Genomic DNA, 13,700 nt, shown 5'->3' on the forward strand with positions numbered 1-13,700 from the left:
ACGACGAGAATCCTCCTATGCCCTCTGAGCAAGCTGAACCCACAGACTTGAACCCAGACACAACAGACCCTGCTGTCGGGCAGAAGCCCCCGCCACCCACTGCCAGACACCACTTTTTGAATGTGCTGCGCTTTGCGATCAAGCGGGTAGCAGAAAAAGATCTGATGAAGGTGGCCTCCAGCCTCACCTACACCACGATTTTGGCTATTGTGCCTTTATTGACCGTGGTGCTGGCCCTGTTCACGGCGTTCCCCCTGTTTCAGGAATTTGAACATGCCCTCGAAGGGTTTCTGACGCGCAATCTGATGCCCGAGGTGGTTTCAGAGAACGTCATGCTGTATCTGAACCAGTTCGCCGCCAAGGCCTCGGGTCTGACGGCAGTAGGCAGCTTGTTTTTGATCGTCACCTCCATCATGCTCATCATGACCATTGATGAGACGTTCAACAATATTTTTCAGGTCCATGTTCAACGTCCGCTGGGCCAGCGCCTGTTGGTGTACTGGGCCATTATTTCCCTAGGCCCGATTCTGACCGGTGCCAGCTTGTGGGCAACCACCATTCTGGCGCGCGAGTCCATGGGGTATATCGGGGACTTGTCCGGTATTGTGTCTTTCGCCCTGGCCTACGTGCCCTTTTTGTTCACGGCGCTGGGGCTGACTGCACTGTTCATGTACGTACCCAACCGGCGCGTATGGTGGCGCGATGCGCTGATCGGCGGGGTCGTGACAGCGGCCCTGCTGGAGCTGATGAAAGCCGGCTTCGCCTTTTATCTGACCCGCTTTCCCACCTATACGATTATTTACGGCGCCTTTGCGATCTTGCCGATCTTCTTGCTGTGGATCTATATCTCCTGGCTGATCGTCCTGCTCGGAGCTTCCATGGTCGCCATCTTGCCCGACTGGCGAGGCCGCAACTGGGTCAAAACAAATGTGCCCGGCATCGCCTTTACCGACGCCGTCAATCTGCTCCATCAACTCTGGCTGAACCGCCAGAACCCGGAAGGCCTAAGCGTCAGAGAGCTCAGCCACACACTGGAACGAGACCCCGACGAGCTCTACAACGTTTTATGCCAGCTCAAGTCCATGGGCCTGATTGCCGATACCCAACTGAACAATGACGAGCAATGGGTATTGAGCTGCGATCTGCGGCTGGTCAGTCTGAATCAACTTATCACCGCATTTTTGCTGGACCGCGCCCATACGCACGAGGGTCCGCTAGAATATGTATTCAACTACCTTTCTCAGTTTTTCGATCAGCGACTCTCTAATCTGGAAGCACTGTTCGAGTCGCCGCAAGGCATTCTGACAGAGCAACCAGCCATACCAAACGCCGATCCCGGTCAGGAGACCCAGTATGCTAAAAGTCAGTGAAATCCTGCGTGTCAAGGGAGACACGCTTTATACAGGCACCCCCGAAATGACCGTCGAAAAAGCGGTGCAGAGCATGAGCGAGCTCGATATTGGTTCGCTGGTGATCATGGAGCACGGTCAGTTGGTGGGTATGTTGACCTTTCGCGAGATCATTCGCCACTGGCACGCCCATGGCAATAAGGCCCCAGGCTTTACCGTACGCAGCATCATGGATGACGCCCCCGTCAGCGTGACTCCTAATACCAGTGCCGACGAAGTCCAACGCCTGATGCTGAACAACCACGCACGCTACATGCCCGTCATGGATGGCCCGGTGCTGATGGGTGTGATTTCCTTCTTTGACATGGCGCGCGCCATTGTTCACGCTCAGCAGTTCGAGAACAATATGCTCAAGGCGTATATCCGCGACTGGCCGACCGATTCCGAGGCTGCCAGCGCATCCTGATCCATCCGATTCGGGCCCGTTTTACTGGCGACTCTGCAATTGCTCCCAGGCCTGCGCAAGCAGGCCTGGATCGTTTTTGGACAGCCACGTGTGGTCCGACAAGGTACGGCGCCACTGACGTGCGCCTTTTTTGCCATGCGGCCAGCCGAGCATGCTTTTGATCACGATACGCAAGGGCACACCGACTTGAACATGATGCCGGGCGTAATCAATCATGCGCTCGACCACGGTGTTTTCGTCCATCAGGGGATGTTCGGGCCACAAACGACGATGTATCTCGCTTAAGACGGCGGGCGTATGCCAGGCCGCCCGCCCCAGCATCACCCCATCGAACTGCTCTTGCAAGGCCACCGCCTGATCAGGCTCCTGGATGCCTCCGTTCAAGATAAACAAGGCCAGGGGAAAGTCTTTTTTCAATTGCAGCGCCATGTCGTAGCGCAACGGTGGAATTTCCCGATTATCTTTGGGCGACAGACCTTTCAATACCGCATTGCGGGCATGCACGGTAAAGACACGGCAGCCGGCTTCAAACAAAATCCCGACAAAGTCGCGTACAAAATCGTAGGACTCGTTGTAATCCAGACCCAGCCGGTGCTTAACGGTAACAGGCACCGATACCGCATCTTGCATCGCTTTGACGCAATCGGCCACCAGGCGCGGCTCGCTCATCAAACAGGCACCAAAAGCCCCTTTCTGGACTCGCTCCGACGGACAGCCACAATTCAGATTGATTTCGTCATAACCCCACTTCTCACCGGCCAGGGCGCTGGTGACCAGGGCGTCCCGGTCACTGCCACCCAATTGCAGGGCAACTGGATGCTCCGCCTGATCAAAGTCCAGATGGCGCGCCTGATCGCCATGAGTCAAGGCGCCGGTCGTGATCATCTCCGTAAACAGCAAAGCGCGTGGCGCTAACAGACGATGAAAAAAGCGGCTGTGGCGATCGGTCACGTCAATCATGGGCGCCACACTCAAACGCCACATCTGGCTGTCCGGCATCACAAAATTAGTCATAAGCAAGGGAACAGATGGCCTGACTTCAGGCCTGATACGAAGAAGAAACGTTCATTTTAATGGTTTCAGACCCGCACAGGATGAAGATAAAGCGCCGTAAATTGTCGCAAGACTCCAAAAAGGCGGCGCACTGGTCTAAAATCGGCCGTTTGACATACTTGCGCGCCCGATAGTGCGCCAACAACCGGACCCTCACTGAAAGCATGGCTGTTTTTACTTCTGTCAGCGAACTTGACGCCCGCGAACTGCTGGAACACTACACAATTGGCGAGTTTGTTTCCTTACGCGGCATTACCGCCGGCATTGAAAACACCAATTACTTTCTGAGCACCACCCAGGGTGAGTATGTTCTGACCTTGTTTGAAGTTCTGACCCAGGAACAACTGCCTTTTTACATCGAACTCATGCACCACCTGGCCGCCAAAGGTGTGCCGGTGCCCCAGCCCATGACCCGCCGCGACGGCAAACGCATTTGCGTCATGCACGGCAAGCCCTGTTCGATCGTCACGCGCCTGCGGGGAGGCTACGAGCCCGAGCCCACCGTTGAGCACTGTCGCCAGATCGCCCGCACCCAGGCCCAGGCCCACCTGGCGGCTCAGGATTTCCCGCTGGAGCAACCCAATCTGCGGGGGCTGAGCTGGTGGAAAACCACCGTGCCGCAGGTGCTGCCTTTTCTGGACGACAGCCAGGCTGAGCTGATCCTGGCCGTCCTGCAGGAGCAGGCTGAATTTGCCGACAGCGACACCTACCGCTCCTTGCCCAAGGGGCCGGCCCACTGCGATCTGTTTCGCGACAATGTATTGTTTGCGGGTACATCGGACGCTCCACAAATGGGTGGCATCATCGACTTTTACTTTGCCGGCTGCGATACCTGGTTGTTTGATGTGGCCGTCGCTGTCAATGACTGGTGTATCGATCGGCTCAGCGGAGCCCTGAATCAGGAAAAGACCCAGGCCTGGCTGCAGGCCTACGCGCAGGTGCGTCCTTTTACCGAAGCTGAGCATGCCGCCTGGCCTATACTGATCCAGGCTGCCGCACTGCGCTTCTGGATCTCGCGCCTGTACGACTTTTATCTGCCCCGCCCCGCTCAAACCCTCAAGCCGCACGATCCACGGCACTTTGAGCGCGTACTGCGCCAGCGTCGCGAACAGGCTGTGCCGACGCTTCCTCGATAAACACGGATACTGATATGCAAGCTGCCAAACTTCCCTTTCTCTACGGGTGGTACTGGATTCAGGAAGGGTTGCGTTTGTTCAAGCTGCAACCGGCCGCCCTGTTTTTCTGGAGTTTGATTACTTCCATCCTGATCAACCTGAGCAATATCTTTCCCATCTTCGGGCAGATGGTGCTGATCGTGCTGGTCCCCACCATGACCTTCATTATCCAGAATGCCTGCCGCCGCATTGATGCCGGGGAAGTGATGCGTCTGGGCATGTGGACCGAACCCTTAAAGCCGGTGCCCGTGCGCAACCGACTCATCAAGCTGGGCTTTATTTACCTGTTGGCCTGTCTGGCCGTGGGTTTTATTGCGACCTTCCCCTTTGTCAGTGAATTGTCGCAGTTGATGGATAACCGCGAGGCCAGCCCTGAAGCCATCATGGCGGCGTTTCGTAAACCTATCTTCCTGTTCTTTATCCTGTACCTGGGTTTATCGGCCTTGTTCTGGCACGCTCCTGCCCTGGTAGGCTGGCACGCCATCCCGGTCAAACAAGCCCTGTTTTTTTCCATGGTAGCTTGCTGGCGTAACAAAGCCGCCTTTCTGCTCTACGGCCTGTGCTGGGCTGCCGCCTTCTTCACCATCCAGACACTGGGCGAGCTGCTGCTGGGTGCCGGTTTAAGCCCGGGCACAGCCACTTTGGTGCTGACACCTATCAATCTGGCAATGGCGGCTATCCTGTACGCCAGCTTTTACCCGGCTTACCGCAGCGTGTTTGGTGACTCAATCCGCGACCAACACCGCATCTAAGGTCGATTCATCCATACCCCGCCCCCTGACCGCCGCAGCTGTTGCATAGCAGCGGCCCAGGGGGCAAATTGTTCTGGCCTTGACAGTGAGCCGGCTGGAGCCTCCAACACCGATCTGGCCCGCATGAGCCAGCACACCCTCCCAGGCGATACCGAAGGACAGAATCTTAAGGGTTGATCGCGATCGTCCAGAAAGCAAATATCCAAGGGCTGGGTCATTCCCCACAGATGCACCGCAAAGCAGGGGCGCAGCCAGACCGCCGCCACACAGCCATTCGTCTGTGGTAGCGCTTTCAAACCTCGCCAACGCGTCCAAAAAGTGCGGGCTTCCAGCAAATAAATAGACTGCAGCATTGCGCCCGGAAGGCTCGTCATCCTGCCCCTCCTGCCAACCAGGGCCCGAGCAGACTCATGGCGATCACCAGAAATGTGCAGGGAAAAATGCACACCACTAAAGGGGCCAATAAGTACACCGGTAGCTTGAGCGCTCGTTGCTCGGCTTCAAGCTGCAGATGGGCGCGCAGCTTTTCCGCCTGCGATCGCAGCAACAAGGCCAGAGACAGGCCTGTGTCTTGCGCCAGTTCCAAAGACAAGGCCAACTCCTCCAGCTCCACCACTCTGAATGTCGAGGCAATCTTGCGCATGGCCTGGGGCAAACGTCTGCCTGCCCGAAGCTCTCCCTGCACCTTGTGCAAACTGATCGACAAACTGCCCTGCGGGGTGGCCTCCAAGGCACGTGCCCAGGCTTGTTGCAAGCCCAGACCCGACTCTACCGCCAGCACCAACAAATCCAGGAAAAACGGCAGATCCCGTCGGCAGCGAACATGATGTCGGCGCTGAAGCGCTCTACCTCGTGAGGCTGCCTGCAGCACACTCAGCAGCAAACCGGCCGCAGCCATTCCCAGAATATCCATCAGGGCGCCACCCCAACTCACGTACCAGGCCCCTATCACGGTCACCAGCAAAATGAGTATGGCCACTCGCTGACCCAGGTAAGCTTGCATCTGACGGGTATAGGCTCCCCACGATCGCTCCGACCACTCATGTACAAAGGGCAGGGACAAACACAGGCTCACCCCCTGGGCAAACGGGGCTTGCCAGGCCTGCCATGCAGCCTGCCCCAAACTGCTTCCCCCTTGCAGAAAAAACAGGTAGCGCTTGCGCCAGGCCCATAAACAACCCATTACCAACAGGACCGCACTTGCAGCAGACAACAGCCAGATCAGGGAAAGTGTCATTCCCCGTCTCCTTGCAAGATCCTATGCATCCACCAAAGCCCAACAAGCAACATGGCGCCGATGATGGCACTTACCCAAAGACCGATGATATTGAACCAGGCTTGCCTGAATGCATGGGAATCCAACATGTACAAGGCACCAGCCACAAAAGCTGGCAGACAAAACATGATTCGCGCTTGCAAGCGCGCCTGGGCAGTCAGCGCAAGGATTTTGTCCTCGATGTTCACGCGTGCCCGAATCGTCTGGGCCAGTATCTTCAGACGCTCGCCCAAACCTGCGCCCGTGCTTTGCCCCATTTGCAGTGCGCTGGTCACCATCGCGAGCTCGGACACCGGGACGCGCAGCAAGAGATTTCCATAGGACTCCCGAGGACTTAAACCTACCCGCTGCTGGCGCAAGAGCAAGCGTAGCTCTGGCCCCAACGGGGCCGGCAAAGACTGCGACAGTTGCTGCATGGCAGCTTGCAAGGCCAGTCCTGCCTGCAAGCTCAAGGCCAATGACAAGACAAAATCCGGCAACTGCCGTCGAAGCAGCTCCAGCCGTCTTCGTTCCATCCAACGCAACACCACCAATGGTGTCGCCGCAACAAACACTGTTACAGCGACTGCCAGCCAGAACGACTGAATCAGCCACCACGCCAGCAATAAGCTCACGGGCAAGAGTCCCCAGGCCAGGCCCCCAAGATAGTGACTGCGCACAAAAACAAAATGTGACTGCAAACTACGTTCAGACTGCCCGAGCAACTGCTGTCTGTAATGCATGAGCAGCCGGTGCCCCAAACGCAAGCACACATAGGCCAGCAGGCCAGCGCCACAAACTGCCAGCAAGATACTCAAAAGCCTCATGCTTGCTCCCCTGACTGAAAGAGATGTTCGGACCTGAGGCCACTGGCTGCAAAGCCCAGTTCGGGGCGATAGCAGTACAAGGTCTGTAACTGGATACGCTGCGCCTCGATGCCGGTAAGCTCCACAATTTCATGAACCAGGCGCCTGCCATCGGGCAAGCGGCTCAGTTGCACGATAATATGCAAGGCCCGGGCGATATGTTCACGCACCACCTGCAAGGGCAAGTCCAGACCAGCCATCAACACCATGCCTTCCAGACGCGACAAGGCATCCCGAGGCGTGTTCGCGTGCAAGGTTCCCATTGAGCCTTCATGCCCGGTATTCATGGCTGACAACATGTCGAAGGCCTCCGCTCCACGGCACTCCCCCACCACGATCCGGTCAGGCCTCATCCGCAAGGCCTGGCGTAGCAAACTTCGTATATCTACCTGTCCCTGACCCTCTGCATTGGCGGGGCGGGCTTCCAGCGCAACCCAATTGCTATGCTGCAGCTGCAGCTCGGCCGCATCCTCCAGCGTCACCAGGCGCTCACCCTCATCAATACAGGTACTGAGAACATTGAGCAGTGTGGTCTTACCGGTCCCTGTTCCACCGGACACCAGAATATTGCAACGCCGTTGCACTGCCTGCCGCAGAAATGCGCCCATCTCTGAAGACAGACTACCCATCTGCAACAAATCCTCCAGACCGAGGCGGCGCTTGGGAAATTTGCGTATGGTCACGCAGGTTCCCTTGACGGCGATGGGCGACAGGACCGCATGGAAACGGGACCCATCTGCCAGTCGCCCATCCACGGCCGGAGAACTGATATCCAGGCGTCGTCCCAGCGGCGCCAGAATTCGGTCGATGACGGCGCGCAAGGCTGCATCGCTACTGAACACCATGGGATGAGCCTGCAGCCGTCCGGCCTTTTCCACAAACACCCGGTCATAACGATTGACCATAATCTCCGAAACAGCCGGGTCAGCCAGCAAAGACTCCAAGGGCCCCAGACCCACCGCCTCCGCGCATACACTGGCCTGCAATCGGGCCTGCTCATGGGGCGGTAGCGCACATTGCGTCTGAATCAGACGGCCCAGACAATCAAACGCCTCCTGTTCAAGCTGCTTGTCCGTTACGCGAGACAGATCGCGACGCTCCAGGTCCAAGGCCGATAACAAAGCCTGGTGCAAGCGCTGCTGCTCTTGCCTGAACAGCTCGCTGTTTGATAAAAGTGGCGCCCCCTGCCCCTGCACATGTTCAATCTGCTCCTTAGCGGATGTCTGATCCGCTTTGGACGGAGCAGACACTGATACAGGTATGGAAGCAGCAGTTGCTAAGGCCATCGCCGACACCCGCGTTTCTGGCTCAGTCATGGGGGGCGCAGAGCCAGGTCGTAGTGGCGACCCCAAGCCAGCAATGCGCAGTTTGAACCCCCCGGCAGTGAGCACGTCACCGACACGCAACGGCCCATCGTCGTACACCCTTTTGCCGTTGAGCTGCACCCCTGTCAAGGAGCCATGATCCTGGATATACACCGCTCCCGCCCGATTCAGCAGGCTGGCATGCTGACGCGCGATACGCCAGGAGGGCAGGACTACGTCACAGGCCGGGTCGCGGCCTATGAGCGCTGGCAAACGAAGGGTGCAGGAACGAGTTGTCCCCAACTCCGACTCAAGTTCAAGGTTCAACACGAAACACCTCGCTCTGTGGCTCTACCCATTGCGACCATCGACCTTGGCGGCTCCCCTCGGACAGGGCACGAACAGGCGTATTCAACCGCGGTGCATCAGGGAAGCCCTGCTCCAGCCACTGAGCGGCATTCGCCTGCCGGGCCAGCAAATCAGGATGTTCGGCCGCCACCAAAGTGGGGGTCACAAATACCGCCAGCTCTGTTTCCTGCCGGGCAAACCGTTCAGAACGAAACAGGGCTCCCAATACCGGCAGACTAGCCAGTCCCGGCAAGCGATCCATATGCATGGACTCTTCCCGCGATATGAACCCGGCCAAGACCAGTGTTTGACCCGAACGTACGTTGAACTCGGTCGACGCCCGCCGGGTTTTCAAGGATGGCCCGGCAGGCTGGGACAGACTGGCATCCACGGAACTGACTTCCACCTCGATCTGTGATCGGACCAGCCCCCCTCGCTCGACGCGCGGAACGATGCGCAGCGATACACCGTAGGGCTTGAAGCTGGTCCTGCTGTTTCCTTTGTCGTCGGTGGTGGTATAAGGCAGCTCGCCCCCTGCCAGAAATTCGGCCTGTGAACCGCTGCGCGCCAAAAGCTGCGGTTGGGCCAGCACCAACGCGTGGCCCTCCTGCGCCATGGCCTGGACGCGTGCGGACATCAAGGCCCCGACGCCAAAAAAGGCGGCCCCCTGACTGGCAGGAAAAGCCAAGGGCAGCACCGCTTCGCCAGGACGATCCAAAAACTGATGCGTCGCTGCGTCCCAGGCACCGCCCATGCTCAAGCCACCTTGGGACTGCCCCTGCCAGCGTACGCCCAATTCGCGCAAACTGTTGCGCGGCACCTCGACCACCTGCACATCAAGCAAAACCATGGGCTCCCAACCATCTTGCTGCGTGAAATCCAATAATTGGGGATGCTCCTGGCTCAAGGCCTGAATACGCTGCTTGTCCTGATCACTCAGTCCCTCTCCTTCCAGCACCAGCTTGCCGCCTAGTTCACTGATGCGAAGCTCTGGAATACGCTCCAACAAACTTCGTAACTCCGCCAAAGTCTGCCTGTGATTTTCGGGTAGCACCTCAATCTGATAAGACTGGCTTTTTCCTGCCAGAGACCAGACCTGCACTACCGTGCTGCCCGTCTTGCGTGCGAACAGAATCAGCTCACCGGACTCGGTCGTGACCGCATGGACAATATCGCCATCTCCTACCGCCACCCGCTCAACCTGCGTATCAGGCAGCACCATCAGCTCACCGACTTGCAGCCCCAGATCCCGAGCTGCACTTTGCACGCTGACGAGCAGCAAGGCGGCAACAAGCATTCCCAACACCAAGCGCCTAGACCCCGATCGATTCATGCTCATGGCTGCGGTCCCAATGAAAAGCTGTCAGGCATATCAAGCCAGCCCAGACGCTCTGCTTCTGCCTGAACCTGCTGCCCTCCCGGCCTGTTGCCATACAGCACCTGCACGGGCGGCCTGGCCACCACACTCTGTCCCAGCCCCAAAATATCAGCCAGCTCTCCCCGGACTGCCGCCTGATGGGGAGTGTGGTCCTCGGGGTTACGCAACAAAGCACTGATACGCCCATGCTGCCTGGCCGCCAGCAACTTCAAGGCATCGTCGGGGCCAACATCCAGCGTCAAGGTGTTGTAGACATCCTTATCCGTGCGCATCGTTGCAGAAGCCTCACCCGACTTTTGCCCAGTCGCCAGAACCAGTACCGACTGCAGCAAAGGAGCCGTCACCCGCCTTTGTCTGTCCTCGAAACTGACATAGATATCAATCAAGTCTCCTGGCCGGATCAGGCCCGACACCGAGCTGATCGCATCGACCGGCACCGTCAAGGCACGCCTGCCGGATAAGAGCTGCTGAGAGAAAGGGCCGCTGGCCTCCTGCACATGCGCATTGCTAATCAGATCACCTGCCCGTAATGGCTGGCTGAGCACCCGTCCCAACAAGTTCTCAAACTGTGCTGCGTCCCAGCTATCGCTGGGCACCAAGTCGGCAGGAAAGGCTCGCGCCGCCAGATGCTCCGCTTGCAGCACCGTTCCCGCAGGCAGGCTGGAGGCCGCTACCACCCTGTCCAGATGGGCACGCTGCGCAGCCTGTCGCAAAGCCTGCTCCTGCCGCTCCAGGTAACGGCTGCTGGCCCCCGCCGCCATCAGGCCAGCCAATAAAGCCAGGAGACCAAAGCCGACGCTGGGATGACGGCATAGCCAAAGAAATTTTGCCCGAATCATGACGCCTCCTTCTCACAGGCACGGCAGATCACGAGCAAATAGGCTTGCTGCTCGTGTTCCAGCTCCATTACATCTAGTTCGGCGGGACCTCTTCGCCAGTAACGTCCATCCGTTTCCGCACCCCACTTGTTGCGGCGCAACTCCGCTTGCCAGCCTGGCTCAGCCAGCAGCAGCCAGCTTTGCGCCTCTCCCGGTTGTTCGTGTTGCCACAAAACGGTGCCAGCTACGGGTGCTACTGCCTGAATATATGAGGGAACAACCGTCTGAGCCGGCTCGGAAACACTTAACAAGCCTGACAGAGTGGGTGCCGCTATATCGTCCACCCACAGCACACAGTTTCTGCCATCACGAGCGCGCAGAATGACCCACTGCGCTTGCAGGCGGATTGCGCCATAGTGGCTACCGCAGAACGGCTCAAGACTGTCTGACAAGACGTGTGCCTCCAGATCGGCTGTCAGTCCCCAGCTCTGTATGGGCCCAAGTGCGGTCTGCGTGATCTGCCCTTGATCCCAATGAATCCTTGCATCCGGAACAGGACCAGACACGGGCTGTGTTTTGACAGGCAGGGGGCTCAGCGTCCACAAAAGTAATAAAAACAAGGCATATACCCGTCTCATGCTCACTCCCTGCCTCGGTGATCGGGTGAAAAATCCTGCCAGGGTCCCAACCAGTCCAGGTCAACGTCTGCCCGCCCCCACGCGGCATCCAAGGGACCCGCGGCCCGTATTGTGTCCTGCGCCGCTCGCCTGCTCGATTCCATCGCCTGTGCCCAGGCCGTTCTGCTGCTTTCAAGCCGCCGTCGCGCTTCTTGTGTGGAGGCCGCCTGCCCCGCAGCAGCCCACAAGTGAGACTGCCGTTGGAGTTGTGTTAGGCGGGTCAAGGAACGCAGCCACTGTGGCCACGGAAGGGAAAATCGTGACTCCACCGCCCAGAAACCATCTGACAGGCTCAAAAGCTCCTGCTGCAAAGACGGCGCGGGCGATGTAGGGAGCTCCAGAAAACCGGCAGTCACCGTGCTGGGACTCGGAGAAGAGCTCAGAGAAACCGGCGCTCCTTGGGCGTCATGCAGGAACAGGCTCAGATGCGTGGCTTGCTGCATCTGCTGCAAGCGGTACTGTTGCTGCATCAGCCAACGCCCTGCCATCACCATCAGGGCCAGCACCATGCCCAGCAAGCAGGCCTCCAGTAACGCCATCCCTTGTTGCCGCTCGCTCATGATCGCCGCCTCCCTGCGTCCTTTAGTCGCGCCTGCCAGAAAGGCATAAACAGGCTGGGCTTTGGGCCTGCCCCAGCATCTGTGCTACCCGGAGGCAAAGAGAAAAAAGACTGGGCGGCTGCCCGGGTATAAATGGTCTGCCCCAGATGACCACGAGCCTGCAAGGTCAATACCAGATCTGGCCCCTCATTCCGTCTGGAATCAGCCAGCGCATACCCCTTTACCCACGGACGTTGACTCCAGGGGCGGGCATCGCGCCGCGCCCAGGACTGCGCCACGGTATTGCTCTTAGCCGACAACAAGGAACTGTTACCCTGCTCCAGCGCCCACTTCCAAAAACTTTGTCCTGAAAAGTCCTGCGGCGCATCAATCCCGGACGCACCCGCTGGCGTCTGTAAGGCCCATGCCATGGCATATTCGCGAAAGTAACAGCCTATCCAACGATTGGAGCGCACCATATGCATGGACTGCGTATCGTTGGAATGCCAACGGCCCAGATGATCAAGCGCGGTGCGGCCAGCGCGACGCAATCGATGCTGCCACAAAGGACAACGCCGATCGACGCCAGGGTAGGAGCGGGCCTCGTAATCACGCGGAGCCAGAAAGCCGTACAAGGAGATCAGATGCCTCAGACCGCTATCCCATTGTCCTTGCCCTGACTGCAGCAGGAGGAACTGAGGCCAATCGTCCTGTTCGGTGTGCCAACGAATCACCTGCTCCGGCCAATCTGGCAGGCTGCCGTCCAGAGTGGCTTGAATAATGGCTTGTCGTCGTTGTGGCAAGCCCTGCACCAACTGTTCCTGAGCTTGCGCCAACACCTCATAAATCACATGTTGATGTGCTTGAAAAGCCTGCTGCAAAGCGTCCTGATTATCTCCGGCCGAACGTGCCCGGGTGTACGCCAGGCCATGCGCAGAACCAAACATCATCGCGACCAAGTGTGCAGGCGGATTGGCCCGACGCACCTGTCCGGACTGTGTTTGTACTGCCCTGTCCCAAGTTGCCAGCGTCAGCAGGTGCCCGAGGGCAAGCTGATGTCCCAACTGCGCCCGATTGATATAGGCCAGTAGATTCAAGGTGCGCGCCTGTTCGGTTGCCGCCCCATAGGCCGCCGCATCCAGCACCAGGGACAAGCGTCCTTGTTGCTCCGCGATCTGGTTCACATGAAAGTAGCCGCCCCATGCAACAGAAAGGAGCGCCAGCGCGATCAGGCCCCAGGCCAGTGCCGCACCTTGTTGCGGATGGATGGGGCGTCTCATTGCGCGTTGCCTGTAAAGGATTTCAGGCTCTTGGCAGCGCCTTGAGCGGCCGCCGCTGATGCAGCAGATTGCGCTTGTTGTGTCTGCTCGGAGCCGTCCTCGCCGGCCAGCTCCTTGGCCATGGCTGCGGTCTGGTTGCGAATGACCTGACCAAATGACTGATAAACGGCGATGGCTGCCACGGCAACCAAAGCCACAATAATCAGGTACTCGACCATGCCCTGCCCGCGCTGTCGTCTGGTGAACTGTCTCATTGGAATCTCCCAAAAGTCAGTTCACAGTCTGCCTGCCGTCAGGGGGCCGTACTATTCGGAAAAGCCGAGCGGGACGGCTTTGTCTCGCCAGCCTCTATACGCCAGCAGCGCGCAAGACCTCGTTATTCGTGTCAGCATCCGATCACTCAGCACGTTTCCTTTGCTCCTGCTCGTCTGCTGCTTCTT

The 13,700-nt window shown here is 58.3% G+C and carries 14 protein-coding genes; 4 read left to right on the forward strand and 10 right to left on the reverse strand.

The genetic code is table 11. The features are described from left to right. Positions 1-17: 17 nt before the first annotated feature. A complete protein-coding gene (locus tag VF694_RS01350; RefSeq protein WP_003799569.1) occupies positions 18-1,370 on the forward strand; it encodes a YihY family inner membrane protein in 1,353 nt (450 codons plus the stop codon). After that, positions 1,354-1,815 (forward strand): CBS domain-containing protein, encoded by a 462-nt coding sequence (locus tag VF694_RS01355; protein ID WP_003799568.1) that lies wholly within the window; start codon positions 1,354-1,356, stop codon positions 1,813-1,815. Before VF694_RS01350 ends, VF694_RS01355 begins: the two co-directional genes overlap by 17 nt. A 21-nt stretch (positions 1,816-1,836) precedes the next feature. Here the strand turns inward: VF694_RS01355 and dusA are convergent, their stop codons facing one another. Then, on the reverse strand, positions 1,837-2,829 hold the full coding sequence (gene dusA, locus VF694_RS01360; RefSeq protein ID WP_237714390.1) for a tRNA dihydrouridine(20/20a) synthase DusA: 993 nt from the start codon (positions 2,827-2,829) through the stop codon (positions 1,837-1,839). Positions 2,830-3,032: 203 nt separating this feature from the next. On the opposite strand from dusA, the gene VF694_RS01365 reads away from it, so the two are divergent. After that, on the forward strand, positions 3,033-4,004 hold the full coding sequence (locus VF694_RS01365; RefSeq protein ID WP_003799565.1) for a homoserine kinase: 972 nt from the start codon (positions 3,033-3,035) through the stop codon (positions 4,002-4,004). A gap of 14 nt (positions 4,005-4,018) precedes the next feature. Next, positions 4,019-4,795 (forward strand): BPSS1780 family membrane protein, encoded by a 777-nt coding sequence (locus VF694_RS01370; protein WP_003799563.1) that lies wholly within the window; start codon positions 4,019-4,021, stop codon positions 4,793-4,795. Positions 4,796-5,165: 370 nt separating this feature from the next. Here the strand turns inward: VF694_RS01370 and VF694_RS01375 are convergent, their stop codons facing one another. The 9 genes from VF694_RS01375 to VF694_RS01415 are packed head-to-tail and all read right to left on the reverse strand — an operon-like array spanning position 5,166 to position 13,514. Further along, on the reverse strand, positions 5,166-6,032 hold the full coding sequence (locus VF694_RS01375; RefSeq protein WP_336579434.1) for a type II secretion system F family protein: 867 nt from the start codon (positions 6,030-6,032) through the stop codon (positions 5,166-5,168). Next, complete coding sequence (locus tag VF694_RS01380; protein ID WP_059317560.1) at positions 6,029-6,877, reverse strand: type II secretion system F family protein; 849 nt, start codon at positions 6,875-6,877, stop codon at positions 6,029-6,031. Before VF694_RS01380 ends, VF694_RS01375 begins: the two co-directional genes overlap by 4 nt. Then, positions 6,874-8,547 (reverse strand): ATPase, T2SS/T4P/T4SS family, encoded by a 1,674-nt coding sequence (locus VF694_RS01385; RefSeq protein WP_440163564.1) that lies wholly within the window; start codon positions 8,545-8,547, stop codon positions 6,874-6,876. Before VF694_RS01385 ends, VF694_RS01380 begins: the two co-directional genes overlap by 4 nt. Continuing rightward, positions 8,537-9,865 (reverse strand): type II and III secretion system protein family protein, encoded by a 1,329-nt coding sequence (locus VF694_RS01390; RefSeq protein ID WP_003799555.1) that lies wholly within the window; start codon positions 9,863-9,865, stop codon positions 8,537-8,539. Before VF694_RS01390 ends, VF694_RS01385 begins: the two co-directional genes overlap by 11 nt. A gap of 38 nt (positions 9,866-9,903) precedes the next feature. Then, positions 9,904-10,785, reverse strand: coding sequence for a Flp pilus assembly protein CpaB (cpaB, locus tag VF694_RS01395; RefSeq protein ID WP_059317558.1), 882 nt, complete (start codon positions 10,783-10,785; stop codon positions 9,904-9,906). After that, positions 10,782-11,402 (reverse strand): hypothetical protein, encoded by a 621-nt coding sequence (locus tag VF694_RS01400; protein ID WP_440163567.1) that lies wholly within the window; start codon positions 11,400-11,402, stop codon positions 10,782-10,784. The genes cpaB and VF694_RS01400 overlap by 4 nt, the downstream gene beginning before the upstream one ends. A 2-nt stretch (positions 11,403-11,404) precedes the next feature. Then, complete coding sequence (locus VF694_RS01405) at positions 11,405-12,001, reverse strand: pilus assembly protein TadE (RefSeq protein WP_440163568.1); 597 nt, start codon at positions 11,999-12,001, stop codon at positions 11,405-11,407. Next, entirely contained in the window at positions 11,998-13,260 is a 1,263-nt protein-coding gene (locus VF694_RS01410) for a hypothetical protein (protein WP_440163570.1), read from the reverse strand. Before VF694_RS01410 ends, VF694_RS01405 begins: the two co-directional genes overlap by 4 nt. After that, the gene (locus VF694_RS01415; protein ID WP_003799547.1) at positions 13,257-13,514 is read right to left on the reverse strand and encodes a hypothetical protein; all 258 of its coding nucleotides are present in this window, start codon (positions 13,512-13,514) and stop codon (positions 13,257-13,259) included. Before VF694_RS01415 ends, VF694_RS01410 begins: the two co-directional genes overlap by 4 nt. Positions 13,515-13,700 lie beyond the last annotated feature (186 nt).

It is taken from the genome of Alcaligenes sp. Lyrl_28 (assembly GCF_051948705.1).
GTDB classification, from domain to species: domain Bacteria; phylum Pseudomonadota; class Gammaproteobacteria; order Burkholderiales; family Burkholderiaceae_B; genus Alcaligenes; species Alcaligenes ammonioxydans.